The organism is Streptomyces sp. NPDC006610 (assembly GCF_040611575.1).
Lineage (GTDB): Bacteria > Actinomycetota > Actinomycetes > Streptomycetales > Streptomycetaceae > Streptomyces.
Genome location: NZ_JBEXOP010000003.1, coordinates 199,413 through 224,670, shown reverse-complemented (window position 1 = coordinate 224,670; position 25,258 = coordinate 199,413). Strand labels below are relative to the sequence as shown.

The 25,258-nt window shown below is 73.4% G+C and carries 21 protein-coding genes and 1 tRNA gene; 13 read left to right on the top strand and 9 right to left on the bottom strand.

The features are described 5' to 3' along the window. Positions 1 to 30: 30 nt before the first annotated feature. A complete protein-coding gene (locus tag ABZY13_RS04230; protein WP_356627369.1) occupies positions 31 to 558 on the bottom strand; it encodes a universal stress protein in 528 nt (175 codons plus the stop codon). Between the two features lie 778 nt (positions 559 to 1,336). Between ABZY13_RS04230 and ABZY13_RS04225 the strand changes: the two genes are divergently transcribed. The 3 genes from ABZY13_RS04225 (at position 1,337) to ABZY13_RS04215 (ending at position 3,495) form a co-directional block, all read left to right on the top strand. Next, positions 1,337 to 2,593 carry a helix-turn-helix domain-containing protein gene (locus ABZY13_RS04225; protein WP_356627323.1) on the top strand — a complete coding sequence of 419 codons (1,257 nt, stop codon included), beginning with the start codon at positions 1,337 to 1,339 and terminating at the stop codon, positions 2,591 to 2,593. A gap of 108 nt (positions 2,594 to 2,701) precedes the next feature. Continuing rightward, positions 2,702 to 3,304 carry an oligoribonuclease gene (gene orn, locus ABZY13_RS04220; RefSeq protein WP_356627322.1) on the top strand — a complete coding sequence of 201 codons (603 nt, stop codon included), beginning with the start codon at positions 2,702 to 2,704 and terminating at the stop codon, positions 3,302 to 3,304. Between the two features lie 118 nt (positions 3,305 to 3,422). Further along, positions 3,423 to 3,495, top strand: a tRNA-His gene (locus tag ABZY13_RS04215). 40 nt (positions 3,496 to 3,535) lie between these two features. On the opposite strand, the gene ABZY13_RS04210 is transcribed toward ABZY13_RS04215, so the two are convergent. Together ABZY13_RS04210 and ABZY13_RS04205 are read right to left on the bottom strand one after the other, a co-directional pair. Then, on the bottom strand, positions 3,536 to 3,814 hold the full coding sequence (locus tag ABZY13_RS04210) for a hypothetical protein (protein WP_356627321.1): 279 nt from the start codon (positions 3,812 to 3,814) through the stop codon (positions 3,536 to 3,538). A 428-nt stretch (positions 3,815 to 4,242) separates the two neighbouring features. After that, entirely contained in the window at positions 4,243 to 5,298 is a 1,056-nt protein-coding gene (locus ABZY13_RS04205; protein WP_356627320.1) for a LacI family DNA-binding transcriptional regulator, read from the bottom strand. Between the two features lie 355 nt (positions 5,299 to 5,653). Between ABZY13_RS04205 and ABZY13_RS04200 the strand changes: the two genes are divergently transcribed. From ABZY13_RS04200 to ABZY13_RS04185, 4 genes are all read left to right on the top strand, one after another. Further along, positions 5,654 to 6,967, top strand: a complete 1,314-nt coding sequence (locus ABZY13_RS04200) for an extracellular solute-binding protein (RefSeq protein WP_356627319.1) — start codon at positions 5,654 to 5,656, stop codon at positions 6,965 to 6,967. A 5-nt stretch (positions 6,968 to 6,972) separates the two neighbouring features. After that, positions 6,973 to 7,986, top strand: a complete 1,014-nt coding sequence (locus tag ABZY13_RS04195; protein WP_356627317.1) for a sugar ABC transporter permease — start codon at positions 6,973 to 6,975, stop codon at positions 7,984 to 7,986. 11 nt (positions 7,987 to 7,997) lie between these two features. After that, positions 7,998 to 8,900, top strand: coding sequence for a carbohydrate ABC transporter permease (locus ABZY13_RS04190; protein WP_356627316.1), 903 nt, complete (start codon positions 7,998 to 8,000; stop codon positions 8,898 to 8,900). A gap of 107 nt (positions 8,901 to 9,007) precedes the next feature. Then, complete coding sequence (locus tag ABZY13_RS04185; protein WP_356627315.1) at positions 9,008 to 10,558, top strand: GH1 family beta-glucosidase; 1,551 nt, start codon at positions 9,008 to 9,010, stop codon at positions 10,556 to 10,558. 164 nt (positions 10,559 to 10,722) lie between these two features. Here ABZY13_RS04185 and ABZY13_RS04180 read toward each other — a convergent pair whose 3' ends face one another. The 3 genes from ABZY13_RS04180 to ABZY13_RS04170 all read right to left on the bottom strand — a co-directional run bounded on the left by ABZY13_RS04180 (position 10,723) and on the right by ABZY13_RS04170 (position 14,467). After that, positions 10,723 to 12,189 (bottom strand): cellulose binding domain-containing protein, encoded by a 1,467-nt coding sequence (locus ABZY13_RS04180; RefSeq protein ID WP_356627314.1) that lies wholly within the window; start codon positions 12,187 to 12,189, stop codon positions 10,723 to 10,725. Between the two features lie 110 nt (positions 12,190 to 12,299). After that, positions 12,300 to 13,760 carry a HAMP domain-containing sensor histidine kinase gene (locus ABZY13_RS04175; protein WP_356627313.1) on the bottom strand — a complete coding sequence of 487 codons (1,461 nt, stop codon included), beginning with the start codon at positions 13,758 to 13,760 and terminating at the stop codon, positions 12,300 to 12,302. Continuing rightward, positions 13,757 to 14,467 (bottom strand): response regulator transcription factor, encoded by a 711-nt coding sequence (locus ABZY13_RS04170; RefSeq protein WP_356627312.1) that lies wholly within the window; start codon positions 14,465 to 14,467, stop codon positions 13,757 to 13,759. Before ABZY13_RS04170 ends, ABZY13_RS04175 begins: the two co-directional genes overlap by 4 nt. Before the next feature lie 107 nt (positions 14,468 to 14,574). Between ABZY13_RS04170 and ABZY13_RS04165 the strand changes: the two genes are divergently transcribed. Beyond that, positions 14,575 to 15,174: a hypothetical protein gene (locus tag ABZY13_RS04165; protein WP_356627311.1), complete on the top strand. Its 600-nt coding sequence runs from the start codon at positions 14,575 to 14,577 to the stop codon at positions 15,172 to 15,174. A 125-nt stretch (positions 15,175 to 15,299) separates the two neighbouring features. On the opposite strand, the gene ABZY13_RS04160 is transcribed toward ABZY13_RS04165, so the two are convergent. Together ABZY13_RS04160 and ABZY13_RS04155 are read right to left on the bottom strand one after the other, a co-directional pair. Then, the gene (locus ABZY13_RS04160; RefSeq protein ID WP_356627310.1) at positions 15,300 to 16,166 is read right to left on the bottom strand and encodes a fused MFS/spermidine synthase; all 867 of its coding nucleotides are present in this window, start codon (positions 16,164 to 16,166) and stop codon (positions 15,300 to 15,302) included. Positions 16,167 to 16,325: 159 nt separating this feature from the next. Further along, positions 16,326 to 16,724 (bottom strand): hypothetical protein, encoded by a 399-nt coding sequence (locus ABZY13_RS04155; protein ID WP_356627309.1) that lies wholly within the window; start codon positions 16,722 to 16,724, stop codon positions 16,326 to 16,328. A 331-nt stretch (positions 16,725 to 17,055) separates the two neighbouring features. On the opposite strand from ABZY13_RS04155, the gene ABZY13_RS04150 reads away from it, so the two are divergent. Continuing rightward, a complete protein-coding gene (locus ABZY13_RS04150) occupies positions 17,056 to 18,501 on the top strand; it encodes a hypothetical protein (protein ID WP_356627308.1) in 1,446 nt (481 codons plus the stop codon). Positions 18,502 to 18,513: 12 nt separating this feature from the next. Here the strand turns inward: ABZY13_RS04150 and ABZY13_RS04145 are convergent, their stop codons facing one another. Continuing rightward, on the bottom strand, positions 18,514 to 19,110 hold the full coding sequence (locus ABZY13_RS04145) for a histidine phosphatase family protein (RefSeq protein ID WP_356627307.1): 597 nt from the start codon (positions 19,108 to 19,110) through the stop codon (positions 18,514 to 18,516). Between the two features lie 203 nt (positions 19,111 to 19,313). Here ABZY13_RS04145 and ABZY13_RS04140 point away from each other — a divergent pair, with 203 nt between their 5' ends. From ABZY13_RS04140 to ABZY13_RS04125, 4 genes are read left to right on the top strand one after another with little or no spacing between them, the layout of a single operon-like run. Beyond that, on the top strand, positions 19,314 to 20,504 hold the full coding sequence (locus ABZY13_RS04140; RefSeq protein WP_356627306.1) for a phosphatase PAP2 family protein: 1,191 nt from the start codon (positions 19,314 to 19,316) through the stop codon (positions 20,502 to 20,504). Beyond that, complete coding sequence (locus ABZY13_RS04135; RefSeq protein WP_356627305.1) at positions 20,455 to 21,609, top strand: hypothetical protein; 1,155 nt, start codon at positions 20,455 to 20,457, stop codon at positions 21,607 to 21,609. The genes ABZY13_RS04140 and ABZY13_RS04135 overlap by 50 nt, the downstream gene beginning before the upstream one ends. Beyond that, positions 21,600 to 23,201: a hypothetical protein gene (locus ABZY13_RS04130; RefSeq protein ID WP_356627304.1), complete on the top strand. Its 1,602-nt coding sequence runs from the start codon at positions 21,600 to 21,602 to the stop codon at positions 23,199 to 23,201. Before ABZY13_RS04135 ends, ABZY13_RS04130 begins: the two co-directional genes overlap by 10 nt. Beyond that, positions 23,198 to 24,538 (top strand): AAA family ATPase, encoded by a 1,341-nt coding sequence (locus tag ABZY13_RS04125; protein ID WP_356627303.1) that lies wholly within the window; start codon positions 23,198 to 23,200, stop codon positions 24,536 to 24,538. Before ABZY13_RS04130 ends, ABZY13_RS04125 begins: the two co-directional genes overlap by 4 nt. Positions 24,539 to 25,258: the final 720 nt, after the last annotated feature.

The window sequence follows — 25,258 nt, the reverse complement described above, 5'->3', positions numbered from 1 at the left end:
GCCGTCCGCGGGGCCGGGCGCGTGCCGGACCTACGGGATGACGACGACCGGCCGCTTCGCCCGCTTGGCCAGCCGCCCCGCCACCGAGCCGAAGATGCGCCCGACGAGCCCGTGGGTGGAGCCCACCACGATCGCGTCCGCCTCGTACTCCCGCCCGACCTCTTCCAGCTCGTGGCAGATGTCGCCGCCCCGCTCCACCAGGATCCACGGCACCTCGGCCAGGTAGTCGGCGCAGGCCAGCTCCAGGCCCAGCACCTCGGTGCGGTGGTCGGGGACGTCCACGAAGACGGGCGGCTCGCAGCCGGCCCAGACCGTGGTGGGCAGCCGGTTGGCCACATGGACGATGATCAGGCCCGCGCGGGAGCGCTGCGCCATGCCGATCGCGTAGGCCAGGGCGCGCTCACTGGAGGTGGAGCCGTCGAAGCCGACGACGACGCCGTGCTTGAAGGCGGGGTCGCACGCGTGGCGCGACTCGTCCGCCGCCAGGGGATCGGCCGCCGTGGGGTCGGCGACCGGCCGCTTGCGGTCCGCGGGTTCAAAGAATTCGTGACCGGCCATGGCTGTCTCGGCGTTGTGATCCTTCACGGGTGGGACGACAGTGCGGCGGCGGAGCTGTGTCCGGGAATCATCTTCCCAACCCCATACCCCCAAGGGTACGGCGATACGCCTCCTTCGCCCGGTTTCCGCGCACGCACGCAGTGGTTCACCGGAGCATGCACGAGGGGGCGCCGGTAACGCAATGGTCGCTGTCCCGTACAGGCGGTTCGCCCGGCATTCATCTGCGGCCCACCGGGCGGCGACCGATCGGACGGACGGGCGTCGGACCGCGTGGGCTCCCGGGACCCCGCGCACCCCGCGGAGGAGGTCCGTCACGCCGGCGCCCTGGACGCGAACTCCGTTCCGGAGGGCCCCCGTCGGGGCGGTCGGCACCCACGGGGGACGCACACCGGTCGGTTGACCGGTTTCCGCGCACACGAACGTTTGTTTTCAGCCAACTTCCGAAGGGTGTGCATCAGGGGTCATGAGCACCCCCCAACCCACGTTCCACCTGCACGGAAAGGGTCTCGGAGGGTTCCCGCACCCTACGCGGTTTGGCCACTGCCACGAGGCGCACTTCCCTGCACGCTCCCCGAGTGCAACGCTTCGTGATCGAATGCTTCACGCCAAGTTGCCAAGTCGACAATGCGTCGGGCGCCGAACTGGCCAACCCGGCGCAGCGCAACACAGTAGATTCGATCTTGACTGTCTTACGGCGGGGGACTCGTGCAGGACCGAGGGGAAACGTGCAGGTGCGACACAACCGAGGAGCCGCGACCACCGAGGGGGGCTTAGCAGTATGAGCCACGACTCCACTGCCGCGCCGGATGGAGCGGGCCGGAAGCTCTCCGGACGCCGCCGCAAGGAGATCGTCGCGGTGCTGCTGTTCAGCGGCGGCCCCATCTTCGAGAGTTCCATCCCGCTGTCGGTGTTCGGAATCGACCGTCAGGACGCCGGCGTGCCGCGCTACCGGCTGCTGGTGTGCGCCGGTGAGGAAGGCCCGCTGCGGACCACGGGGGGTCTCGAACTCACCGCGCCACATGGTCTGGAGGCGATCTCCCGAGCGGGCACGGTCGTCGTGCCGGCCTGGCGCTCGATCACCTCCCCACCACCGGAGGAGGCGCTCGACGCGCTGCGCCGCGCACACGAGGAGGGCGCACGGATCGTGGGTCTGTGCACCGGCGCCTTCGTGCTGGCCGCGGCCGGACTGCTGGACGGACGGCCGGCCACCACCCACTGGATGTACGCGCCGACGCTGGCCAAGCGCTATCCGTCGGTGCACGTCGATCCACGGGAGCTGTTCGTCGACGACGGCGACGTGCTGACGTCCGCGGGCACGGCGGCCGGAATCGATCTCTGTCTGCACATCGTGCGGACGGACCACGGCAACGAGGCGGCCGGCGCGCTGGCCCGCCGGCTGGTGGTCCCGCCGCGCCGCAGTGGCGGTCAGGAGCGCTACCTCGATCGGTCTTTACCGGAGGAGATCGGCGCCGACCCGCTGGCCGAGGTCGTCGCCTGGGCGCTGGAACACCTCCACGAGCAGTTCGACGTGGAGACGCTGGCCGCGCGTGCGTACATGAGCCGGCGCACCTTCGACCGCCGGTTCCGTTCGCTGACGGGGAGCGCTCCCCTGCAGTGGCTGATCACCCAGCGGGTGCTGCAGGCGCAGCGACTGCTGGAGACGTCGGACTACTCGGTGGACGAGGTGGCGGGCCGCTGCGGCTTCCGTTCGCCGGTTGCGCTGCGCGGGCACTTCCGCCGCCAGCTGGGCTCGTCCCCGGCCGCGTACCGGGCGGCCTACCGGGCGCGCCGGCCGCAGTCCGAGCGGGCGTCGGACGGCGAGGGCCAGCCGGGTCCGTCCACGCCCATGGGGTCGGCGGCCACGCCGTCGGGCCTGCCGGGCACGGCGCTGCACCCGGACAGCCCGGTGCCGCTGCAGTCCCGGCGGACGGCGGCGAGCGCGATCGGCGCCTCGCCGTCCCTCGCCCAGGACCATCCGCGCGAGGCGTACGTCGGCGGCCGGGCGAGCCTGCCCGGGCAGCGCAGCGGCGCGTGAGCCGGGCCGGATGACCTCGGGGCCGGGATCCGTCACGGATCCCGGCCCCTGTCATTACCGCCCGCACGCGGGGCGTCCACCGGCGGATGTCGGCCGTAATGTGGACGCATGAACGATCGCATGGTGTGGATCGACTGCGAGATGACCGGCCTCTCGCTGTCCGACGACGCGCTCATCGAGGTTGCCGCCCTCGTCACCGACTCCGAGCTGAACGTGCTCGGCGAAGGGGTGGACATCGTCATCCGGCCGCCGGAGCGGGCGCTGGAGACGATGCCGGACGTGGTGCGTCAGATGCACACCGCCTCCGGGCTGCTGGCCGAGCTGCCGGGCGGCACGACGCTGGCGGACGCCGAGGAGCAGGTGCTGGCCTACGTCCGCGAGCACGTCAAGGAGCCGGGCAAGGCGCCGCTGTGCGGGAACTCCGTCGGCACGGACCGCGGCTTCCTGCTGCGTGACATGCCGACGCTGGAGGACTACCTGCACTACCGCATCGTGGACGTCTCCTCCGTCAAGGAGCTGGCCCGCCGCTGGTACCCGAGGGCGTACTTCAACAGCCCGGAGAAGAACGGCAACCACCGCGCCCTCGCCGACATCCGCGAATCCATCGCGGAGCTGCGCTACTACCGCGAGGCCATCTTCGTCCCCCAGCCCGGTCCGGACTCCGACACCGCCAGGACGATCGCCGCGAAGCACGTCCTGCCCTCGGAGTAGCCGCCCGGCCGGGGCCCGTGCGGACCCCCGGGAATGCCGGGCGCGAGCACCCCTTCGGACCCTGTACACTTTTTCTCGGCCGGTCGGGGAAAGCAGTCTGATTCCCAAGCCGGTCATGGTGGGTGTAGCTCAGCTGGTAGAGCACCTGGTTGTGGTCCAGGATGCCGCGGGTTCGAGTCCCGTCACTCACCCTGTACGACTGAGGGCCGGTCCGTGGAAGCGGATCGGCCCTCAGTCGTCACCGGGCTCCGCCACCGCCCGCTCCAGCTCCGCCTCGACCTCCTGGCGGGAGCGGCCCTCCGTCTTCGCGAACTCCGCCACCGTCGCGCGGACGTCGCGGTCCAGGTCGCGCCAGGCCCGCCAGGCGGTCTCGTACGTCTCGGTCTGGTTCTCGTTCCAGCCGCCCTCCTGGGTCGGCGGACCGAAGGAGTCGCGCAACTGCACGACCCGCGCGTGCGCCTCGGCCACGGCGCGCTGCTTCGCCACGAGTTCCTCGAAGGTGTGTCCCACGCGCGGATCTTACGCACGGACCCGCACACATCCTCCACAACCCGCCCATCAAGGGTGCGCGCGCGATGCGTCGTGCCCTGGACGGGCCATGCCGGGGCCTTGCGGGCCCACGGAACGGCCGAGCGGGCGCGTCCCGGGCTGCGCCGGTGCCGTCGGCCACGCCGATGCCTCCGCCGCCCCGGTCGGCTCCCGCCTTCCCCACTCCCCGCGACAGGCCCCCGCAGGAGGCCGCAGGGACCCGCCCAGGCGACGTGGGCCGGACGGCTGCCGTCCGGGTTGCCGTCCGTCGGCCGGAGGCGGGCAGCGGGGCGCTGGAGAGCCGTATACGAGCGACGCGCACGTGCAGACCGGTGGGCCCGCACCGGGCGTACGCGCGGGGCGCTCACCCGCCCAGGGCCCCCGTGGCCGTCAGGAGGCCCCCGTGGCCGTCAGGACGACGCCCGCTCCACCAGTTCCGTCGCCAGTACCACCTGCCGGCGCTCCAGCCCCCGGGACGCCGCCGGGCGGCGGTCGGCGATCTCCGAGAGGAGGAGGTCGATCATGCGGCGGCCCATGTCCTGTATCGGCTGGCGGACGCTCGTCAGCGGCGGGTCCATGTGGCGGGCGATGGCCGAGTCGTCGTAACCGACCAGGGCGACGTCGTCCGGGATGCGGCGGCCCGCCTCGCGCAGGGCCTGGCGGGCGCCCGCCGCCGTCACGTCGGAGGCGGCGAAGATGGCGTCCAGGTCGGGGCAGCGGGCCAGCAGTGCGGCCGCGGCGCGACGGCCGCCCTCCTCGGTGAAGTCACCGGACTCGATCATCTGCTCGTCCACCGCGTGGCCGGCGTCGCGCAGGGCCGCGCGGTAGCCGTCGGAACGCCGCTGGGCGCCGTACACGTCGAGGCGGCCGGTGATGTGCGCTATTCGCCGGCGTCCCCGACTGAGCAGGTGTTCGACGGCTGAGCGGGCGCCGCCGTAGTTGTCGGAGTCGACCGAGGTCAGCGATTCCTGCGCGGATCTCGGGCCGCTGATGACCGCGGGGATCTCGAGCTGGGACAGCATGTCGGGCAGCGGGTCGTCCGCGTGGACGGAGACCAGCAGGACGCCGTCCACCCGGTGGGCGGCCAAATACTCGGCGAGCCGGCGGCGCTCCCGGTCGCTGCCCGCGAAGATCAGCAGCAGCTGCATCTCCGTCTCCGACAGCTCGGCCCCCACGCCGCGCAGCATGTCGGAGAAGTACGGCTCGGCGAAGAACCGGGTCTCCGGCTCGGGGACGACGAGGGCGATGGCGTCGGTGCGGTTCGCGGCGAGCGCGCGGGCGGCCGTGTTCGGGACGTAACCCAGCTCCGCGACCGCCGCCTCGACGGCCGCCCGGGTGGCGTCGCTGACCCGTGGCGAGCCGTTGATCACCCGCGAGACCGTGCCCCGGCCGACGCCGGCACGTGCGGCGACCTCTTCGAGGGTCGGCCGACCGCCGCTGCGGCCCCGCGTTCCGTGGCTTGCCATGGTCTGACGCCCTCCCGTCCTGCACCGTTGGCCTGGAATCTAACAGTGACACCGCCCCTCGGCGCAGGACGGACCGGGACTCCGAGTCGCAGACGGACCGGGGGGTGGATTCCGGCCGGACCGTCGTGTTCCAGTTAACAGGCCGATAACTGAACACACGCTTCCGCGTCCGTGCCCTTGACACCCCCGCTCGAACCCACGAACCTTCAACACATCACCGATGGGAGCGCTCCCACGGTACCTGACACATACACAACCCGCACGTTCCCCGCCCGAGCCGCAGCGAGAACATCTACGGGCAACAACCACGTATTTCTGGCCGGGGGGTCGGCACGTCAGGCAACAGGAGGACGTTATGCGAGCACCTATCCGAATCCGCCGCAAGGCGGTGGTTCTCGCGGCCGTCGCGTCGCTGGGCGCCGGCCTGCTGGCCGGTTGTGCCGATGACGGCGACGACGAGACCAAGTCGTCGGAGGGCGGTGGCGGCAAGACCACCATCACCCTGGGACTCTTCGGCACGTTCGGCTTCAAGGAGGCCGGCCTCTACGACGAGTACATGAAGCTCAACCCCGACATCACCATCAAAGAGAACGTCGTCGAGCGGAACGAGAACTACTATCCCGCGCTGGTCAACCATCTGACCACCAACAGTGGCCTGATGGACATCCAGGGCGTCGAAGTCGGCAACATCGCCGAGGTGGTGCAGACGCAGTCGGAGAAGCTTCTCGACCTTTCGAAGTACGGCAAGAAGGCCGACTACCTGGAGTGGAAGTGGGCCCAGGCCACCACTCCCGAGGGCCAGACCGTCGGTCTGGGCACGGACGTCGGCCCGATGGCCATCTGCTACCGCAAGGACCTCTTCGAGAAGGCCGGCCTGCCGACCGACCGCGAGGAAGTCGGCAAGCTGTGGGCGGGCGACTGGGCGAAGTTCGTCGAGACCGGTCGCGACTACCAGAAGAAGGCGCCCGAGGGCACCACCTTCATGGACTCGCCCGGCGGTCTGATCAACGCCATCCTCTCCAGTGAGGAGGAGCGCTTCTACGACGCCGAGGGCGAGGTCATCTACAAGACCAACCCCGCCGTCAAGAACGCCTTCGACCTGACCGCGGCCGCCGCCGAGGACGGGCTCGTCGGCAACCAGACGCAGTTCCAGCCCGCGTGGGACACCACCATCGCCAACGGCAAGTTCGCGGCGATGTCCTGCCCGCCGTGGATGCTCGGCTACATCAAGGGCAAGTCGAAGCCCGACGCGGCCGGCAAGTGGGACGTCGCCCAGGCTCCGAAGTCCGGCAACTGGGGCGGCTCCTTCCTCGCCGTGCCGAAGGCCGGCAAGAACACCGAGGAAGCCGCCAAGCTCGCCGCCTGGCTCACCGCGCCCGAGCAGCAGGCCAAGCTGTTCGCCGTGCAGGGCAGCTTCCCCAGCACCCCGGCCGCGTACGACACCCCCGAGGTCACCGGCGCCAAGAACGACATGACCGGTGACGCCCCGATCGGCGAGATCTTCGCCGAGGCCGCCAAGGCCAGCCCCGTCCAGGTGATCGGCCCGAAGGACCAGATCATCCAGCAGGGTCTGACCGACAACGGCGTCATCCTGGTCGCCCAGGGCAAGTCGCCCAAGGAGGCCTGGGACAACGCCGTGAAGACCATCGACAACAACCTGGACCAGTGACCCGTATGACCACTGGGCACGACACCGCCGCCGCGTCCCCCGTCAAGGGGGGCGCGGCCCCGGCCCGCTCGTCGAAGAACGCTCCGGACCCGGAGAGCGAGAAGCGCAGGGCCCGGCTGTCCCGCCGCTGGCAGCGGGACATGCGCTGGAGCCCGTACGCGTTCGTCTCGCCCTTCTTCCTGCTCTTCCTGGCGTTCGGACTGTTCCCGCTCGTGTACACGGGCTGGGCCTCGCTGCACCAGGTGGAGCTGACCGCGCCCACCGACATGGAGTGGGTGGGCCTGCGCAACTACACGAGGATCTTCGACGACGACTTCTTCTGGAACGCGGCGAAGAACACCCTCACCATCGGGGTCATCTCGACCGTCCCGCAGTTGCTGATGGCGCTGGGCCTGGCCCACATCCTCAACTACAAGCTGCGCGCCTCGACCTTCTACCGGGTCGTCATGCTCGCCCCGTACGCCACCTCGATCGCCGCCGCGTCGCTGGTCTTCGTGCTGCTGTTCGGCCGCGACTACGGCATGATCAACTGGGTGCTGGGCGGTCTCGGCTTCGACGACGTCGACTGGCAGAACGACAAGTGGCCCTCCCAGTTCGCGGTCTCCTCGATCGTCATCTGGCGCTGGACCGGCTACAACGCGCTGATCTACCTGGCCGCGATGCAGGCGATCCCGCAGGACCTGTACGAGTCGGCGGCGCTGGACGGCGCCAACCGCTGGCAGCAGTTCTTCCACGTGACGCTGCCGTCGCTGCGGCCGACGATCCTGTTCACCGTCGTCGTGTCGACCATCGGCGCCTCGCAGCTGTTCGGCGAGCCGCTGCTGTTCGACGCGAACAAGGGCGCGTCGGGCGGATCCCAGCACCAGTTCCAGACGCTCGGCCTCTACCTGTACGAGCAGGGCTGGGTCAACCAGCACCTGGGCCGCGCCTCCGCGATCGCCTGGGCGATGTTCCTGATCCTCATCCTGATCGGGATCGTCAACTACGTCATCTCGCGCCGGCTGCGCGCCAGTAGTTAGGAGAACCGGCCGTGACGACGACACTGACTCCAGCGGACGACACCGAGAAGAAGCCGGCGCGCGCACGCCGGTCGAAGGCAGCGCGCGCGGGCGGCACCATGCACGCCGGTCCGCTCGCCTATGTGCTTCTGGGACTGTTCACGCTGGTCTCGCTGTTCCCGCTGATCTGGACGGCGATCGCCGCCTCCCGGGACAACGCCCGGCTGGCGCAGAGCCCGCCGCCGTTCTGGTTCGGCGCGAACCTGATGGACAACCTGGAAATCGCCTGGACGGACGCCAACCTCGGCGAGGCGTTCCTCAACACCACCATCGTGGCCGGCATCTCGGCGATCACCATCGTCGTGCTGTCGACGATCGCCGGGTTCGCCTTCGCCAAGCTGCGGTTCAAGGGCCGCAACGCGCTGATGCTGATCGTCGTCGGGACGATGATGGTGCCGCCGCAGCTCAGCGTGATCCCGCTGTACATGATGGTCGCCAAGCTCGACTGGACCGACCAGCTGCAGGCGGTGATCCTGCCGTCGCTCGTCAGCGCCTTCGGTGTGTTCTTCATGCGGCAGTACCTGATCCAGGCGCTGCCCGACGAGATCATCGAGGCCGCCCGGGTGGACGGCGCGAGCAGCTGGCGCGTGGTCTGGCACGTGGTCTTCCCGGCCGCCAGGCCCGCGATGGCCGTCCTGGGCATGCTGATGTTCGTCCAGACCTGGAACGACTTCCTGTGGCCGTTCCTGGTCCTGACCCAGACCGGCAACCCGACCGTGCAGGTCGCGGTGGCGGGCCTGGGCCGCGGGTACACCCCCGACCAGTCCCTGATCATGGCCGGCGCGCTGCTCGGCACGCTGCCCCTGCTGCTCGTCTTCGCGATCTTCGGCAAGCAGATCGTCGGCGGCATCATGCAGGGCGCGGTCAAGGGCTGACGCCCGCCTCCTCCCCGGGGGCCGAGCCACCGCCGCCTCGGCCCCTTTCCTCACTTCCTTCCCCCTCCCCCTACTCGTCGGTCTTACGACCCAATGGGAGCGCTTCCATGCCTGAGCCCGTGAATCCGGCCACCCCGGCGAACCCCGTGACCTTTCCTCCCGCCTTCCTCTGGGGCGCGGCGACGTCCGCCTACCAGATCGAGGGGGCGGTGCGGGAGGACGGCCGTACCCCGTCGATCTGGGACACCTTCAGCCACACGCCGGGCAAGACGGCCGGCGGCGAGACCGGTGACATCGCTGTCGACCACTACCACCGCTTCCGCGACGACGTCGCGATGATGGCGGACCTGGGCCTCGGCGCGTACCGCTTCTCGATCTCCTGGTCCCGGGTGCAGCCCACCGGCCGCGGCCCCGCCGTCCAGGTCGGCCTGGACTTCTACCGCCGACTGGTCGACGAGCTGCTCGCGCACGACATCAAGCCCGCGATCACGCTCTACCACTGGGACCTGCCGCAGGAGCTCGAGGACGCGGGCGGCTGGCCGGAGCGCGACACCGCCTACCGGTTCGCCGAGTACGCGCAGATCGTCGGCGAGGCCCTGGGCGACCGCGTGGAGCAGTGGATCACCCTCAACGAGCCCTGGTGCAGCGCCTTCCTCGGCTACAGCTCCGGCGTGCACGCGCCCGGCCGCACCGAGCCGGCCGCCTCCCTGCGCGCCGCCCACCACCTGAACCTGGCGCACGGCCTGGGCACCACCGCCCTGCGCTCGGTGATGCCGGCCCGCAACTCGGTCGCGGTGTCGCTCAACTCCGCCTCGGTGCGCCCCCTGTCGCAGGACCCGGGCGACCTGGCGGCGGCCAAGAAGATCGACGACCGGGCCAACGGCGTCTTCCACGGCCCGATGCTGCACGGCGCGTACCCGCAGTCGCTGTTCGACTCGACGGCCTCGCTCACGGACTGGGCGTTCGTCCAGGACGGCGACCTGAGCGCCATCCACCAGCCGCTGGATGCGCTGGGCCTGAACTACTACACGCCCACCCTGGTCTCCTCGGTCGAGAACGCGCCGAAGGGGCCGCGCGCCGACGGTCACGGCACCAGCGAGCACTCCCCCTGGCCGGCCGCCGACGACGTGGCGTTCCACCAGACGCCGGGCGACCGCACCGAGATGGGCTGGACGATCGACCCGAGCGGCCTGCACGAGCTGATCATGCGCTACACGCGCGAGGCCCCGGGCCTGCCGCTGTACATCACCGAGAACGGCGCGGCCTACGACGACAAGCCCGACCCCGACGGCCGGGTGCACGACCCCGAGCGCATCGCCTACCTGCACGGTCACCTGACCGCCGTGCGCCGGGCGATCACTGACGGCGCGGACGTGCGCGGGTACTTCCTGTGGTCGCTGATGGACAACTTCGAGTGGGCGTACGGCTACGGCAAGCGCTTCGGCGCGGTGTACGTCGACTACGCGACCCTCGAGCGGACGCCGAAGTCGAGCGCCCTGTGGTACCGCGAGGCCGCCCGCACGGGCGCGCTGCCGCCGGTCACGGACGTCCTCCCGCCGGTCTCGGAAGCTCTGCCGCCGGTCGCGGAAGCCCTCCCGCCGGTCTCGGAAGCCCTGCCGCCGGTCTCGGAAGCCCTGCCGCCGGTCGCGGAGGTCTGAGGACCGGGCGGCAGGGTCGGGGGACGGGGCGCGACACCTGGGGGGGTGTCGCGCCCCGTTTTTGCTGGGCCTGCCCCGTGCAGCATGCGGGGCTTGCTCCTTGCGGGTCGCGGGGCCTGCCGCTCACAGACCGCGGGCTTGCCCCTCGCGGGCCGCGGGGCCTGCTACTTGTAGGCCGCGAACGCCCTGGTGAAGGCGAAGTCCTGCTGGAGGATCGAGCTGCACGTCGGGTCGGCCTGGTTCTTGGCGCCGCCGGGGCACTGCTTGTCGCGGGTGCCCGACCACATGGACAGCCAGCCGAGCCCCTTGGACCTGGCGAAGTTCACCAGCTGGGTGGCGTCCTCCACGGTGAAGATCTCGGTCGTGACGTCGTTGACGCCGATCATCGGGGTGACCGCGACCGTCTTCCAGGCCGCGCTGTCGGAGAGCCCGAGGACGCTCTTGATCTGCGCCTGGGTGGCGGTGGCCGCCTGCTCGGCGTACGTGCCCATGTCACCGCTGTACGCCGGTCCGTAGTCCATCGCCATGATGTTCACCGCGTCGATCCGCACCCCGTTGGCCTTGGCGTCCGCGAGCAGGCCGACGCCGTCCTGGGTGAGGCCCTCGGGCATGACCGGAAGGGTGAAGGAGACGTCCAGCTCCGGGTGGGCACGCTGAAGTGCGGCGATGGCCTGGGCGCGGCGGGTGTTGGCCGCCTTGTCGGGCAGTGCGCCGCCCTCGACGTCGAAGTCGACCTTGGTGAGCCTGTAGGCGCTCACCACCTTCTCGTACGCCGCCTTCAGCGCGTCGGCCGAGGAGCAGGCGGTGGCCAGCTCGCGGCCGGCCGCGCCGCCGAAGGAGACCCGCACGTCGCCGCCCTTGGCGCGCAGCGCGCCGATCTGGGCGGCCACCGCGTCGCTCGCCAGGTCGGTGACGCCACCCCACTTCGGGGTGCAGCCGCCGCCGTCGGTGACGAAGGCGAGGTTGAAGTCCTTCACGCCGGTCGTCTCCGCGCTCTTGAGCAGGTCGAACGCCGGGTGGAGCGAGGTGTCGACGTACGGGGCGAAGGCCGCGCCGGCCGGGGTGCCGGTGCCGGTGCTCTCGGAGGGGGTGGCGGTGGGGGTCGCGGTGGGCGCGGGGGCGCCGGTGCGGGTGGGGGTCGGCGTGGGGGTGGGGGCCGGGGTGGTGGGGCCGGTGGGGCGGCCGGTGGGCTCGGGGGTGGCGGAGTCGTCGGCGGAGCACTTGGCGCCGTCGATGACGCAGCCGGTCGGGTCGCCGGAGCCGTTGACGACGAAGCCGACGGTGACCGACTCGCCCGCGGCCAGGCCCTCCTTGTCCCAGGTGGGCGGCTTCACGGTGACGCGCTGTCCGCTCACGCTCGGCTGCCCGTTCCACAGCGAGCCGAGCTTCGCGCCGGCCGGCAGCTCGAACCGGAGCGTCCAGTCGGCCCTGGTCTGCCCGCTGTCGTTGGTGACGACGTACTGCGCGGTGTAGCCCGTCGACCAGTCGCTGGTCCTCGTGTACGCCGCGCCGACGCCGGCCGCCTGCGCGGTGCCGGTGAACAGGAACGCGCCGCCCGCGGCCACGGCCGCCGCCACGGCCCCGCCGATCGCCTTGTTCCTGCCACTGATCCTGCGCCGGTGCGTGGTCATCAACGTGCCTGCCTTCGCTGTTCACGGGGGTGAGGTGCGGCAGCACGCTAGCGATCCGGAACCGGGCGAACGGCCCGATCCGGACGGCGGTCGGTGATCTTAGGGCGGGCTTAAGGGAGGGATCGGGAGCGGTTAAAACCGGCGGTCGATTCGTCCCTCTCCTCCCGCTCGACGGATTGGCTCGGTTTGCCGGTCCTCCTCGGCCTGCTCGGCCGGCGGCGGCGCATGCCCCGGTGACCGCGTCGCACGGGCGCGCCCTCCCGGCCGTCCAGCTGGATCCAGATCCGCACCTCCGTGCCGCCCAGCACCGACGACCCGATGCGCACGTCCCCGCCGGTGGCCTCGGCGAGCCGGCGCACGATGTCCAGTCCCAGCCCCGTCGACCCGTCGCTGCCCGATCCCCGGCCGCGCGCCATCGCCGCCTCCGGATCCGGTATGCCCGGCCCCGCGTCGGACACCAGGACGATCACCGCGTCCTCGCCGTTGTGCACGTCGACCGCGAAGGCGGTGCCCTCCGGGGTGTGCCGGAAGACGTTGCCGAGCAGTGCGTCGAGGGCGGCGGCCAGATCGGCGCGGGCCACGGGTATGCGCACCGGCCGGTCCACGCCGGCCACGCGGACCTTGCGGCCCTCGTCCTCCGCCAGCGCCGACCAGAACTCCATCCGTTCGCGCACCACCTCCGCCGCGTCGCACCCGGCGCCGGGGCCGGCCGCCGCGGTCTGCGGCTTGGCCTCCCGCGCGGTGCGGATGATCGTGTCGACCTCGCGCTCCAGCTGGGCGACCGCGGCGCGGGTCTGCTCGGCGGCCGGACCGTCGCCGAGGGAGGCGGCGTTCAGCCGGAGCACGGTCAGCGGGGTGCGCAGCCGGTGCGAGAGGTCCGCGGCCAGCTCCCGCTCGTTGGCGAGCAGTTGGACGACCTGGTCGGCCATGGAGTTGAACGCCACCGCCGCCAGCCGCAGTTCGCGGGGTCCCTGCTCGGGCACGCGCGCTCCGAGCTTGCCGTCGCCCAGTTCGCGCGCGCCCTCGACCAGGCGCTGGGCGGGCTGCACCATCCGCGCGCCCAGCCGGTCGGCGACCGCGACGGAGCCGACGATCAGCGTCAGACCGACGCCGGCCAGCACCGCCCAGGCGGCGCCGACGCCCTTGGAGACGGCGGTGTCGGGTATGTAGACCTCCACGACGGCGATCCGCCCCGAACTCAGCGCCACCGGCTGCAGCAGGGCCGAGCCGCCGGGCGCCTCCGCGGTCGAGGCGCGGCCCATCCTCCGGGTCGCGGCGATGTCCGCGTCCCCGGCCCGCTGCCGGCCGATGTCGAAGGCGTCCGCGCCGTCGCCGCCGGGGAGGTGGACGGCCATGCCCTCGCCGGAACCGGCCGAGGCGACCACGCGTTCGAGCTGGGCTCGGTCGGTGGTGATGGACAGCGCCGGGGCGATCTCCGCCGCGTCGCGCTCGGCGTCGGAGAAGGCGCGGTCGCGGGCCATCTCCCGGATGACCAGGCCGAGCGGCACCGCGAAGGCGACCACCACCATGGCGGTGACCGCGAGCGAGACCTTGACCAGTGCCCATCTCATCGCGCCGGCCCCGTCTCCGCGGCCGGCGGCTCCAGCTTCACGCCGACGCCGCGCAGGGTGTGCAGATAGCGGGGCCGGGCCGCGGTCTCGCCCAGTTTCCGCCGCAGCCAGGACAGATGGACGTCGATGGTCTGGTCGTCGCCGTAGGACTGCTGCCACACCTCCGCGAGCAGCTCCCGGCGCGGCACGACCACACCGGGCCGACCGGCCAGGAAGGCGAGCAGGTCGAACTCGCGCCGGGTCAGGTCCAGTTGTATGCCGTCGAGTTCGGCCTGGCGGCGCAGCGGGTCCACGGTCAGGCCGCCGACGCGCAGTATCGGGGAGGCGGGGGCGTCGCCCGCCGGCGTGCGGGAGCGGCGCAGGACGGCGGCCATCCGGGCGGACAGATGGTCGACGGAGAAGGGCTTGGTCAGATAGTCGTCCGCGCCGGCGTTCAGCAGCCGGACCACCTCCGACTCGTCGTCCCGGGCGGTGGCGATGATCACCGGCACGTCCGTGATGCCGCGCAGCATCTTCAGCGCCTCGGCCCCGTCCAGGTCGGGCAGCCCGAGGTCCAGGATGACCACGTCGAAACGGAAGTGGGCGACCTCGCGCAGCGCCTCGAGCGCCGTGCCGACGCTGCGCACCGTGTGCGAGGCGTCGGTGAGGTGCCGGATGAGCGCCGAGCGTACGAACTGGTCGTCCTCGACCACGAGAACACTTGCCATGCGCCGCACCGTACGCCATCCGGACCGGCCCGGTCCGGGGCCTGTGGACAACCTCTGCCCTGTGGACAACTCCCCGTGACGACCCTGTGGACAACCCGCGTGGCAGTATGACCGCGATGCTCAGAGGACTCGTACACGTACTGGCCTGGTCGCTCGCCACCGGCGCGGCGACCACGCTGTCGTGGTGGGGCGTGCACACCGTCATGGCGGGGACGGCGTACGACCCGCCGCGCGCCCTTCCGGTCGCGGCGGGCGCCGCCTCGCCCGAGCCGCGGGCCACCTCGGCGAGCACACGGCGTCCGGCGCCGTCGACGAGTCCGGCGCCGGGCGGGAAGCCGTCGCCGGAGCCGTCCGGGGCGCCGGCGGCCGGGGCGGACCGTGACCCGGGACCGGACTCGGACTCGGGCCGCACGGCCACCGCCGGACCCGACTCCGCCGCCACGGCCTCGCCCACGGCCGGTGGTTCGGCGTCGGCGGACGGGCCCGGCGAGGTGAGGAGTTACGCCACGGACGGAGGCCGGGTCGTCTTCGACCTGGGGAGGACGTCGGCGACGCTCGTGTCGGCGAGCCCTGGTCCCGGCTGGTCGATGCAGGTGTGGAAGACGCAGACGTGGATCCGGGTGGAGTTCAGCGCGGGCGCCGACCGGGTGTCGGTGTTCTGCACCTGGCACGACGGGCCGCCGCGGGTGGAGATCGGCACGTACTGAGCCGGGCGGAGGCGAGGCGTCCGCCGAGCCGCAAAGGCGGAGACCGGGCGCCGGTCGAACCGGCTGGGACGAGACCGGTGACCGCCGGGCCGGGCGCGGGCGGAGGACCTCCCGACGGGCGGGTCTCAGCGGAAGACGGACGCGGGCGGCGCGGGTGAGGCGACGGCCGCGGCGTCCGTGACCGGTGCCGCGCCTCCGGCGAAGTCGGTGAGCGCCTTGCCGTGTTCGACCCGGCCGGGGTGCGGGTCGGAGGCGGCGCGGCGGGTCAGCTCGGGGATCGGGAGCGGGCCGTCGGAGGCGACGAGGACGGCGTTGCCGAAGCGCTTGCCGCGCAGCACCGCCGGGTCGGCGACGAGGGCGAGTTCCGCGAACCGGGAGGCCGCGGTGGCGATCTGGCCGCGTACGTGGGCGAGGGGCGGTCCGTCGGCGAGGTTGGCGGCGTACAGCCCGCCCGGCCGCAGCGCCCGGCGCACCTCGTCCAGGTACTCGGTGGAGGTCAGGTGCGCGGGAGTGCGCGCCCCGCTGAACACGTCGGCGACGACGAGGTCGGCCCAGCCGTCCGGTACCTTGCCGAGGCCTTCCCGGGCGTCGGTGGAGCGCACCCGGATCCGCGCGCCGGGGGCCAGGGGCAGCTCGTGCCGGACGAGCCGGACGAGGGCGGCGTCCCGCTCGACCACCTGCTGGGTGGAGCGGGGGCGGGTGGCGGCGACGTAACGGGCCAGCGTGAAGGCGCCGCCGCCCAGGTGGACGGCGTGCACGGGTTTGCCGGGCGGGGCGGCGAGGTCGGCCACGTGGCCGAGGCGGCGCTGGTACTCGAAGGACAGATACGCCGGATCGTCCAGATCGACGTGCGACTGCGGCGCCCCGTCGATCAGCAGCGTCCAGGCCCGCGCCCGGTCCCGGTCGGGTATCAACTGCGCGAGCCCGCCGTCGACGGTTTCGACGACCGAGTCTGCGGCCGGCGCCCGCCGGGGGGTCCTGGACTTTCCCATCGGACCATTTTCGCAAGGCGCGCGGGGTGCCGCCGCCCAGGGCCGGGCAGCGGCACCCGTGTCCGAGGGGCGGGTTCGGCTGCCGCCCGCGTCGCACGCCACCGACGCCATCGGCCCGCGCTGCCGACGCAGCCGCCCGCTGCCGACCGCCGGCGCCGGTCAGCGGCAGCTGTCCGCCGCCTCGATCAGACGGGCCGCCTCGTCCAGGGCCTCGCGCAGGACCGCCGGGTCCGTGGCCGGTTCGGTCGTGCCGGGCGGGAGGAGCCAGGAACCGCCGCCGGCCGTGCCCGTGGCAGGGGGCCGCGCGGGCGGGCCGTTGCCCTCGGCGTGGGTGTGGGTGCAGGTGCTGCCGGGGACGTCCCAGGCGGCCGCGGTGCCCGGGGGCACGACGAAGCCGAGGGTGTCGCCGGTGTCGTCGTGCAGCACGGGGCCGACCGCCTCGTCCCCGGCGCCGCGCCGCAGGATGTCGACCGCCTCCAGCCCCTGCCGGGCCGGCACGGTCACGACGTCCCACGCGCGGGCGTCGAGGTTCCGGCCGGTGTCCGAGCCAACCTCCACCGGAAATCCCTCCTTGAACGAGCACTGAGAACGACGAGGAACGACGAAGAACCACGAGGAACAAGGTCGAACAGGACGGGAATCGTGCCGTTCCCGGTCCACGGTGCTCAACGCACGGCCGCGTCAAGAGCTACGGCCAAAGTGCCCCGCAAAGGATGGCAGTTCATGGCAGATCACGGGCGGGATATCCCTTTTGACACCAAACTCCGTGTGGTGGACCCGCCCCAGAAGGTACGTTCTTGCCGCCGGAAAACAGGACAGCGCACCGACCACGCGGTCAACTCGTCCCCGCTCCGGCATGGTTCGACGGTTCGCACGAGAGGACCCGGCCATGGCGTCGTCAACGGTGACCTCGTCTCGACCCGACCGCCCGCCCCGGCCCAACCTCGCCTTCCGCCGGCTGCGCGGCCGGCGCTCACCGGCCGAGTTCGCGGCCGCGGTCCGCCGGGCCGCACGGGAGATCGGCGAGCAGGTCAGCTGTGACGCCCGGTACATCGGCCGGGTGGAGGCGGGCGAGATCCGCTGCCCCAACTACGCGTACGAACGGGTGTTCCTGCACATGTTCCCCGGCCGCACGCTCGCCGACCTGGGCTTCGCGCCACGCTCGTCCGTACGCGGACGGGGGGCGCGCGCCGCCGCCGCGGAGCCGCCGTCGGCGCCCACGCCCCGTCCGGAACTCGCCACCCCTGAGACGGAACGGGTGTACGAGCCGTATGACACGCAGGATCCGTACGACACGCACTTCAACTACGAGGAGAGCGACGTGCTGCGTCGCGCATTCATGACCGGGGGCGGCGCCACCGTGGCCGCCGCCTCCCTGGGCCCCTTCGGGCTCGCCTTCGACGCCTCGGCGGCGGAACGTCCGCCCGGCCGCGTCGGTTCGAAGGAGGCCGGCGCCCTCGAGGACGCCGTCCGCAGAATCCGGCTGCTCGACGACCGGCACGGCGCCGACGGCCTCTACCGGCGCGCGGCAGGACCCCTGCGCGCCGCCTACGCGCTGCTCGACGCCGGCGCGACCCGGCAGGCGACCGCCGACCGGCTGTACTCGGGCGCCGGTGAGCTCGCCATCTCCGTGGGCTGGCTGGCACACGACTCGGGCCGGTTCGAGGACGCCCGCTCCCACTACGCGGAGGCGCTCGCCACGGCCCGGATGACCGGTGACGCGGCCCTGGAGGCGCACGCGTTCTGCAACACGGCGTTTCTCGCGCGGGACGCCGGACGCCCGCGCGAGGCGCTGCGCGCCGCGCAGGCCGCTCAGCGCATCGCGCGCCCTCTCGGCTCCGACCGGCTGATGTCGCTGCTCGCGCTGCGCGAGGCCGGCGGCTGGGCCGGGCTCTCCGACCCGACCGGCTGCCGACAGGCCCTCACCCGCGCCCACGCCCTCTTCCAGCGAGGCCCCTCGGACGCCGACCCCGAGTGGATGAGCTTCTACGGCGAGGCCGAACTGGAGGCCCTGGAGGCGCAGTGCTGGTCCACCCTCGGCGACTGGCCGCGCGCGGCCCGGCACGCCCGCCGGGCGGCCGAGCTCCAGGACCCGCACTTCAGCCGCAACATCGCCCTCTACACCGCCGAACTCGCCGACGACCTCGCCCGCGGCGGCAGCCCCGACGAGGCGGCGGCCGCCGGCATGCGGGTGCTGGACCTGCTGGACCAGGTCCAGTCGTCCCGCATCAGGACCATGCTGGCCGGCACCGCGCGCGTGCTCCTCCCCCATCGGCGCGCCCCGGAGGTGTCGGACTTCCTGGAACGGCACGCCGCCGTGCCGCGCGCGGTGTAGCCGCAGCGGCGGTCAGCCCGCGAGGTGGCCCAGGTCGTTCCAGCTCTCGATCGCCGGCTCGCCGTAGGCCCAGCCCAGCACCGACAGCGAGGTCGGATTCAGCCGGATGCGGGCCGCGAAGTCGAGGGGCAGACCCAGCCAGCGGGCGCCGATGGAGCGCAGGATGTGGCCGTGGGCGAAGATCAGGACGTCCCGGTCCCGTTCGCGCGCCCAGGCGACGACCTCGTCCGCGCGGGCGGTCATCCCGGCGAGGGACTCTCCGCCGGGGACGCCGTCGCGCCAGATCAGCCAGCCGGGCCGGGCTGCCTGGATCTCGGCGGGCGTGAGGCCCTCGTACGTGCCGTAGTCCCACTCCAGCAGCGCGTCCCAGGTCTGCGCGCGGTCGCCGAATCCGGCGATCTCGCAGGTCTCACGCGCGCGTGCCAGCGGGCTGGTGCGCACCTCGACGCCGCGCAGACCGTCGTACGGCGGCTGGTGCAGCCGCTCCCCGAGCAGCTTCGCGCCCCGCCTGCCCTCGTCGAGCAGGGGGATGTCGGTCCTGCCTGTGTGCTTGCCGGACAGCGACCACTGCGTCTGTCCGTGCCGGGCCAGCAGGATGCGCGGTGCCATGGGAAAATCGACCTTCCGAGGGAAATCAGCGGCGGAACCCCTCCATCATCGCGCACCCTGTCCCAGGGCAACCCGGCGGGCGATCTCTGCGTCTCTCAGCACCGGAAGGCACTTCTCGGGGGCCCGACACATACACCGTAAAGTGGGATGACCGGCCACCGGGCGGGTCAGGGCCGCGCGTTGAGAAGGGGGAGGGCGATCGGATGCCGCACGCCGAGACACCGGGCATCGAGGCGGCGTCCTCGCGCCTCCGGCTGCGCTGGTGGACGGAGCTGCCGCTGATCCTTCTGGTGTACGCGTGCTATTCGGCGGGCCGGCTCCTCGCCCGGGGCGACGTCACCACCGCCGTCGACCACGGCCTGGCGATCCTGCGCATCGAGAAGGCCCTGCACCTCAACGCCGAGCACCCGCTCAACCGGCTGTTCACGCGCGAGGCGTGGCTCGGCGTGCCGGCCGACTTCTGGTACGCCTCGCTGCACTACGTGCTCACGCCGGCGCTGCTGATCTGGCTGTTCCGGCGCCGTGCCGCGCACTTCCGGGCGGCGCGCACCTGGCTGATGACGTCCACGTTCATCGGGCTGATCGGCTTCACCCTGGTGCCGACCTGCCCGCCGCGGCTGCTGTCGGCGGGGTACGGCTTCGTGGACACGATGGCCCAGTACAGCGGGTACGGCTGGTGGGCCGGCGAGGCGAGCGCGCCGCGCGGGCTCGGCGGCATGACGAACCAGTACGCGGCCATGCCGAGCCTGCACGTGGGCTGGGCGCTGTGGTGCGGAGTGATCCTGTGGCGGTTCGGCGGGACGCGCTGGGCGCGGATCGCGGCGGTCGTCTACCCGCTGGTGACCACGATCGTGGTGATGGGCACCGCGAACCACTACTTCCTCGACGCGGTCGCCGGCGCCGCCGTGATGGGCGCCGGGTACCTGGCGGCGCCCTGGGTGACGCGGGGGGCTGAGCGGGCGCGGACGTGGCTGACGACCCGTCGCGTCGTCGTCCGGGCGGCCCGGGCCGCCTCCCGGCAGGCCGCGGATGCCGGCGCCGCACCGGCCGCCGGGTCCGTCTCCGCACCGACCGGTGGGTCCGTCACCGTCCCGGCCAAGGAGTCCGTCACCGTCCGGGCCAAGGAGTCCGTCACCGTCCGGGCCGGGGGTTCCGGTTCCGCGCAGGCCGGGGATTCGGTGTCGGCGCCGGTCCGGGATTCACTTTCCGCCGCGGACGGCACGGCCGTCTCGCTGGACTCCCTGACCGCGCGTGCCTCGGTTGTCAGTGGCGGATGCCAGACTTCGACGGGTGAGCGAATACCACGGCAGCGCGAGTCACGGTTCGGACCGGGAGCCGAGCCGGGTGCCTCCTCCCCGGACAGGGGGGACGGCGCTCCGGCAGCGGCTCGCTGAGCTGCGCGGTCCCGACGTACCGGCCAAGGCACTCGACGCGCGCGCCCTCGCGGCCCTCGCCGCGAACCCGGGTTGTGCGCGGCGGGCGATCCTCGACGGCGCCGGGGTGGACAAGGCGGCGGTCGCGGGCGCGCTGGGCTCGCCGTCGGCCTTCGGGCAGTCGCAGTTCGCCCTCACGCGCGGCAACGCCTTCGAGGCCAAGGTCAAGGCGGACGGCGGCGCCGAACTGCTGCGGCTGGCGCACGAGAAGCTGGACCCGGGCGCCGAGCCGCCCGTGGGGGCGAGCGCCCCGGACCTGTCCGCGATCGGCCCCGAGGGACGGACCGCGCGGACCGCGCTGGCGCTGCGCGAGGCCGTCGAGGCGGGCGGCTGGACGCTGCTGGACCACCCGATGCTGGCGCTGGACGTCGCCGGTTCCCCGGCGTTCCTGGAGCCGGACGCGGTCGTGGTGCACCCGGACGGCCGCTGGACGGTCGTGGAGATCAAGTCGTTCCCGATGCTGGACGGCTCCGCGGACCCGGCGAAGGTGGGCGCGGCGGCCCGGCAGGCGGCCGTCTACGTACTCGCGCTGGAGGAGGTCGCCGCCCGGCTCGACACGGCCCCGCCGGTCGGCCACCGGGTGCTGCTGGTGTGCCCCAAGGACTTCTCCAACCTGCCCGCCGCCTCCGCCGTGGACGTGCGCAAGCAGCACGCGGTGACGCGCCGCCAGCTCGCCCGGCTGACCCGCATCGAGGACATCGCCGCCGCGCTCCCGGACGGCGTCTGCTTCGATCCGGGGCTGCCGGCCGAGCGGCTCGCCGAGGCCGTCGAGTCGGTTCCGGCGACGTACGCGCCGGAGTGCCTGTCCGCCTGTGAGCTGGCCTTCCACTGCCGGGAGCGGTCCCGCGCGGCGGACGCGGTGACCTCGCTCGGCCGCGCGGCCCGCGCCGAACTGGGCGGGCTGACGACCGTCGGCGACGTCCTGGCGGCGGCCCGCGGCGAGGCCGGCGACCCGGACGACCCGGCCGTGGCGGCGCTGCGGCGGGCCGCGCGGCTACGCGCGCAGGCCCTCGGCCGCCGGACCCACCCCGCCACGGACTCCCCGGAGGGCGCCCCGTGTCGCTGATCACCACCCTCGCCCGGCTGGAGGCCGTCGACACCGGCCGCGCCCAGCCCACCGCGACCGTCCGGCACCGGCATCTGTCCGAACGGCCGCTGGTGTTCGTGCCGCTGACCACCGCCGGTGAGGCCGGCGCCCCGCTGGGCGCGCTGGTGGGCGCCGACCGGGACGCCCCGCGCCTGCTGGTGGTGCCGCAGCCACGCGACCGGGACCTGAGATTCGCGTTCCTCGCCGAGCTGGCCGATGTCGTCCTGCCGCACATCGACGCACACGCCGAGCAGGTGGAGACGGCCGAGCGCACCGAGACCGACCCGGAGACGGGCAAGCGGGTCAAGGTCGAGGTCGACCTGTGCGCGGACGCGGCCCAGCTGATCGTGCCGAGCCGCGCGGGCGTGGAGTTCGTACGGCTGCTGGGCCGCTCCATGCGGTTCCGGCGCACGGCGGAGCAGGACCCCGAGACGCCGTACCCGGCGCCGCCGAGGGTGCCGCTGCTCGGGCGCTGGCTGACCCACTACGGCGAGCGGGCGAGGGTGCCGGGCTCCTCGCTGCTGCTGGCGCTGACCGACGTGCTCGCGCGGCACTGGGCGACCGGCCAGTCCAGCCTGGAGGACCAGCACCTGGGCGCACTGCTGGCCTGGATCGACCCGCCGGACGGGCTCTCCGGGGCCGAGGCGGCGCTCCGTGCCGAGCTGGAGCGGGACGGGAAGGGCCAGCTGCTGTGCCCGCCCGCCGGCCCGGCCACCGACCCGGCCTTCGACAACAAGCTGCTCGCCCCCGCCATCGAGCGCTACGACCGTGCCCGCTCCTCGCTGGCCGCCGCCGAGGACGGCGCCGGCGCCGACGCGTGGCTCGGGGAGCTGACCGCCGCGGAGCGGGAGATCCGGGCCCTGGTGGAGAGTCGTACGCGCCCCACCTGGGACGCGGTGTGGCGAGGGATCGACCTGCTGCGGGCGCTGCCCGAGGGGGCGCACGTGGAGGAGCGGTGGACGCGCGACCGCTGGTCGTTCACCGGCCACCGCGACCGGGTGCTGGCGGGCGAGCCGCCGCAGCCGCGCCGCGACGACGCGGTGACGGCGGCGAACAAGCTCGCCGCGCGGGAGCGCGAGCAGGCCCGGCTGGAGGCGCAGGAGGCGCTGGACGACCCGCTGGTGATGGCCGGGCGGCGGCTGGCCGGGGAGGCGTTCGCGGGGGAGGTCGTGGACGTGGTCATGGCGTACAGCGAGGGCAAGCGGCCCAGTCCGCGCCCGCTGGTCGTGGTCCGCACGGACGACCGGCCGCATCTGGCCGAGCGGGCGAAGGCGTACCGCTCGCTGGGCGGCAAGCCCCAGACCGCCGAGTGCGTGAGCCGGGAGGACGACGGCGAGGGCACGGTGGTGGTGCTGCGCGTCCTCGACAAGATGGGCCGCGGCAAGGAACCGGAGGCCGGTTCGGTGCCGGAGAAGGGCGACGCGGTGTGCTTCACGCTGTTCGAGCACGAGCAGCGGGGCGGCGCGAAGCTGCCCGACCCCGAGCAGACGCCGTGGACGCACGGCGGGCCGCCCGGCGAGCAGCCCACGCCCGAGCCGGCCGACGCCGCGACCGAGGAGGACGTCCTGTGACCACGGAGACCGCCTTCGAGCCCGGCGCCGCGGCGGCCCGGGCCACCGACGCGATCCTCCGCGACACGCTGCACGGCACGCACCGGGGCGTCGTCGTGGACTCCCCGCCCGGCGCGGGCAAGTCCACGCTCGTGGTGCGCGCCGCGCTGGAGCTGGCCGAGGCCGGGCGCCCGCTGATGGTCGTCGCGCAGACCAACGCGCAGGTGGACGACCTGGTGCTCAGGCTGGCCGAGAAGGAGCCCGGGCTGCCGGTGGGTCGGCTGCACAGCAGCGACGCCGACGCCTACGACAAGGCGCTGGACGACCTGCCGCACGTACGGAAGTCGGCGAAGGCGGGCGACCTGGCCGGGCTGCCGGTCGTGATCTCCACGGCGGCGAAGTGGGCGCACGTCAAGGCCGACGAGCCGTGGGCGCACGCGATCGTGGACGAGGCGTACCAGATGCGCTCGGACGCGCTGCTGGCGGTGGCCGGACTGTTCGAGCGGGCGCTGTTCGTGGGCGACCCGGGGCAGCTGGACCCGTTCGCGATCGTGGGCAGCGAGCAGTGGGCGGGGCTGTCGTACGACCCGTCGGCGTCGGCGGTGACGACGCTGCTCGCGCACAACCCGGACCTGCCGCAGCACCGGCTGCCGGTGTCCTGGCGGCTGCCCGCGTCGGCCGCGCCGCTGGTGTCGGCGGCGTTCTACCCGTACACGCCGTTCCGCAGCGGCACGGACCACGGCGACCGGCGGCTCGCCTTCGCGACGCCCTCGGACGGTTCGGGGCCGGACCGGGTGATCGACGAGGCGGCACGGTCGGGCTGGGGCCTGCTGGAGCTGCCCGCGCGGCACACCCCGCGCACGGACCCGGAGGCGGTGCGGGCGGTGGCGGCGGTGGTGCGGCGGCTGCTGGACCGGGACGGCGCGGCCGTCTCTGAGCGCTCGCCCGAGCCGGCACCGCTGACGCCGGCCCGCATCGCCGTGGGCACGGCGCACCGGGACCAGGCGGCGGCGGTCCGCGCGGCACTCGCCGACCTGGGCGTGAGTGATGTGACGGTGGACACGGCGAACCGGCTGCAGGGGCGGGAGTACGACGTGACGGTCGTCCTGCATCCGCTGTCCGGCCGCCCCGACGCGACGGCGTTCCATCTGGAGACGGGCCGCCTGTGCGTGCTGGCCTCCCGCCACCGGCACGCGTGCATCGTGGTCTGCCGCGAGGGCGTCGGCGACCTCCTGGACGCCTACCCGTCCACGGAACCGGTCCAGCTGGGAACGCTCGTGAAGTTCCCGGACGGCTGGGAGGCCAACCACGCGGTCCTGGCCCACCTGGCGGAACACCGGGTCCCGTACCGCCCGTGACCCGACGGGGCCGCTCGGCCCGCTCCCACCTCGGCGCCGGGCGGCACACGGGCCGGGCCGGGCGTACATCGGGCTCCGCACGATGAGCTGCGCGCGCGGAGCCGGAACACCGGGCCCCGCACCGCCCGTGCCCCCGTGCTAAACCGATCGGTGCGGCTCCCCGCCTCGGCATGGCGGGGTCGCGCCCGCGCGGTCGGAACACCGGGTCCCGTACGGCCCGTGCCCCCGGGCGAAACCGCTCGGTGCGGCTCCCCGCCTCGGCATGGCGGGGTCGCGCCCGCGCGGTCGGAACACCGGCTCCCGTACGGCCCGCGCCCCGTGCGGACCGCTCGGCCCGCTCTCACCTCGGCGCCGGGCGGCACACGGGCGGGCCGCCTCGGTGCGCCGGGCGGCAACCCGGCCGGGTCGCCCGCGCGGGGTCCGCGCGGACCGGGCTCTGCCCGGTGGGTGCGATGCCGGGCGCCGGACAACGGCGAACCCGCCCACGCCGACGACGGCAGGCCCACCCCCGCGCGATGCGGACGACCTCCGCTGCCCACCGCCCCCGCCTGTAGGGACGCGCCTCGACCATCCGCCACCCTGCCGGTGCGGACGACCTCCCCTGCCCGCCACCCCCGCCGACGCCCGCGCACCCCACCCGCACGCCCCCGACCAGCACCGACGCCCCATCTCCCCCCAACCTCCACCAGCCCTCGATCTCGGGCGGACGCCCCCTTGCGC

What these genes read in the sequence shown, in the direction of transcription:
- ABZY13_RS04185 (WP_356627315.1), top strand. Translation starts at nt 9,008, where the DNA reads ATGCCTGAGCCCGTGAATCCGGCCACCCCGGCGAACCCCGTGACCTTT.
- ABZY13_RS04170 (WP_356627312.1), bottom strand. Translation starts at nt 14,467, where the DNA reads ATGGCAAGTGTTCTCGTGGTCGAGGACGACCAGTTCGTACGCTCGGCG.
- ABZY13_RS04150 (WP_356627308.1), top strand. Translation starts at nt 17,056, where the DNA reads ATGGCGTCGTCAACGGTGACCTCGTCTCGACCCGACCGCCCGCCCCGG.
- ABZY13_RS04230 (WP_356627369.1), bottom strand. Translation starts at nt 558, where the DNA reads ATGGCCGGTCACGAATTCTTTGAACCCGCGGACCGCAAGCGGCCGGTC.
- ABZY13_RS04175 (WP_356627313.1), bottom strand. Translation starts at nt 13,760, where the DNA reads ATGAGATGGGCACTGGTCAAGGTCTCGCTCGCGGTCACCGCCATGGTG.
- ABZY13_RS04160 (WP_356627310.1), bottom strand. Translation starts at nt 16,166, where the DNA reads ATGGGAAAGTCCAGGACCCCCCGGCGGGCGCCGGCCGCAGACTCGGTC.
- ABZY13_RS04200 (WP_356627319.1), top strand. Translation starts at nt 5,654, where the DNA reads ATGCGAGCACCTATCCGAATCCGCCGCAAGGCGGTGGTTCTCGCGGCC.
- ABZY13_RS04145 (WP_356627307.1), bottom strand. Translation starts at nt 19,110, where the DNA reads ATGGCACCGCGCATCCTGCTGGCCCGGCACGGACAGACGCAGTGGTCG.
- ABZY13_RS04205 (WP_356627320.1), bottom strand. Translation starts at nt 5,298, where the DNA reads ATGGCAAGCCACGGAACGCGGGGCCGCAGCGGCGGTCGGCCGACCCTC.
- orn (WP_356627322.1), top strand. Translation starts at nt 2,702, where the DNA reads ATGAACGATCGCATGGTGTGGATCGACTGCGAGATGACCGGCCTCTCG.
- ABZY13_RS04225 (WP_356627323.1), top strand. Translation starts at nt 1,337, where the DNA reads ATGAGCCACGACTCCACTGCCGCGCCGGATGGAGCGGGCCGGAAGCTC.
- ABZY13_RS04165 (WP_356627311.1), top strand. Translation starts at nt 14,575, where the DNA reads ATGACCGCGATGCTCAGAGGACTCGTACACGTACTGGCCTGGTCGCTC.
- ABZY13_RS04140 (WP_356627306.1), top strand. Translation starts at nt 19,314, where the DNA reads ATGCCGCACGCCGAGACACCGGGCATCGAGGCGGCGTCCTCGCGCCTC.
- ABZY13_RS04195 (WP_356627317.1), top strand. Translation starts at nt 6,973, where the DNA reads ATGACCACTGGGCACGACACCGCCGCCGCGTCCCCCGTCAAGGGGGGC.
- ABZY13_RS04180 (WP_356627314.1), bottom strand. Translation starts at nt 12,189, where the DNA reads ATGACCACGCACCGGCGCAGGATCAGTGGCAGGAACAAGGCGATCGGC.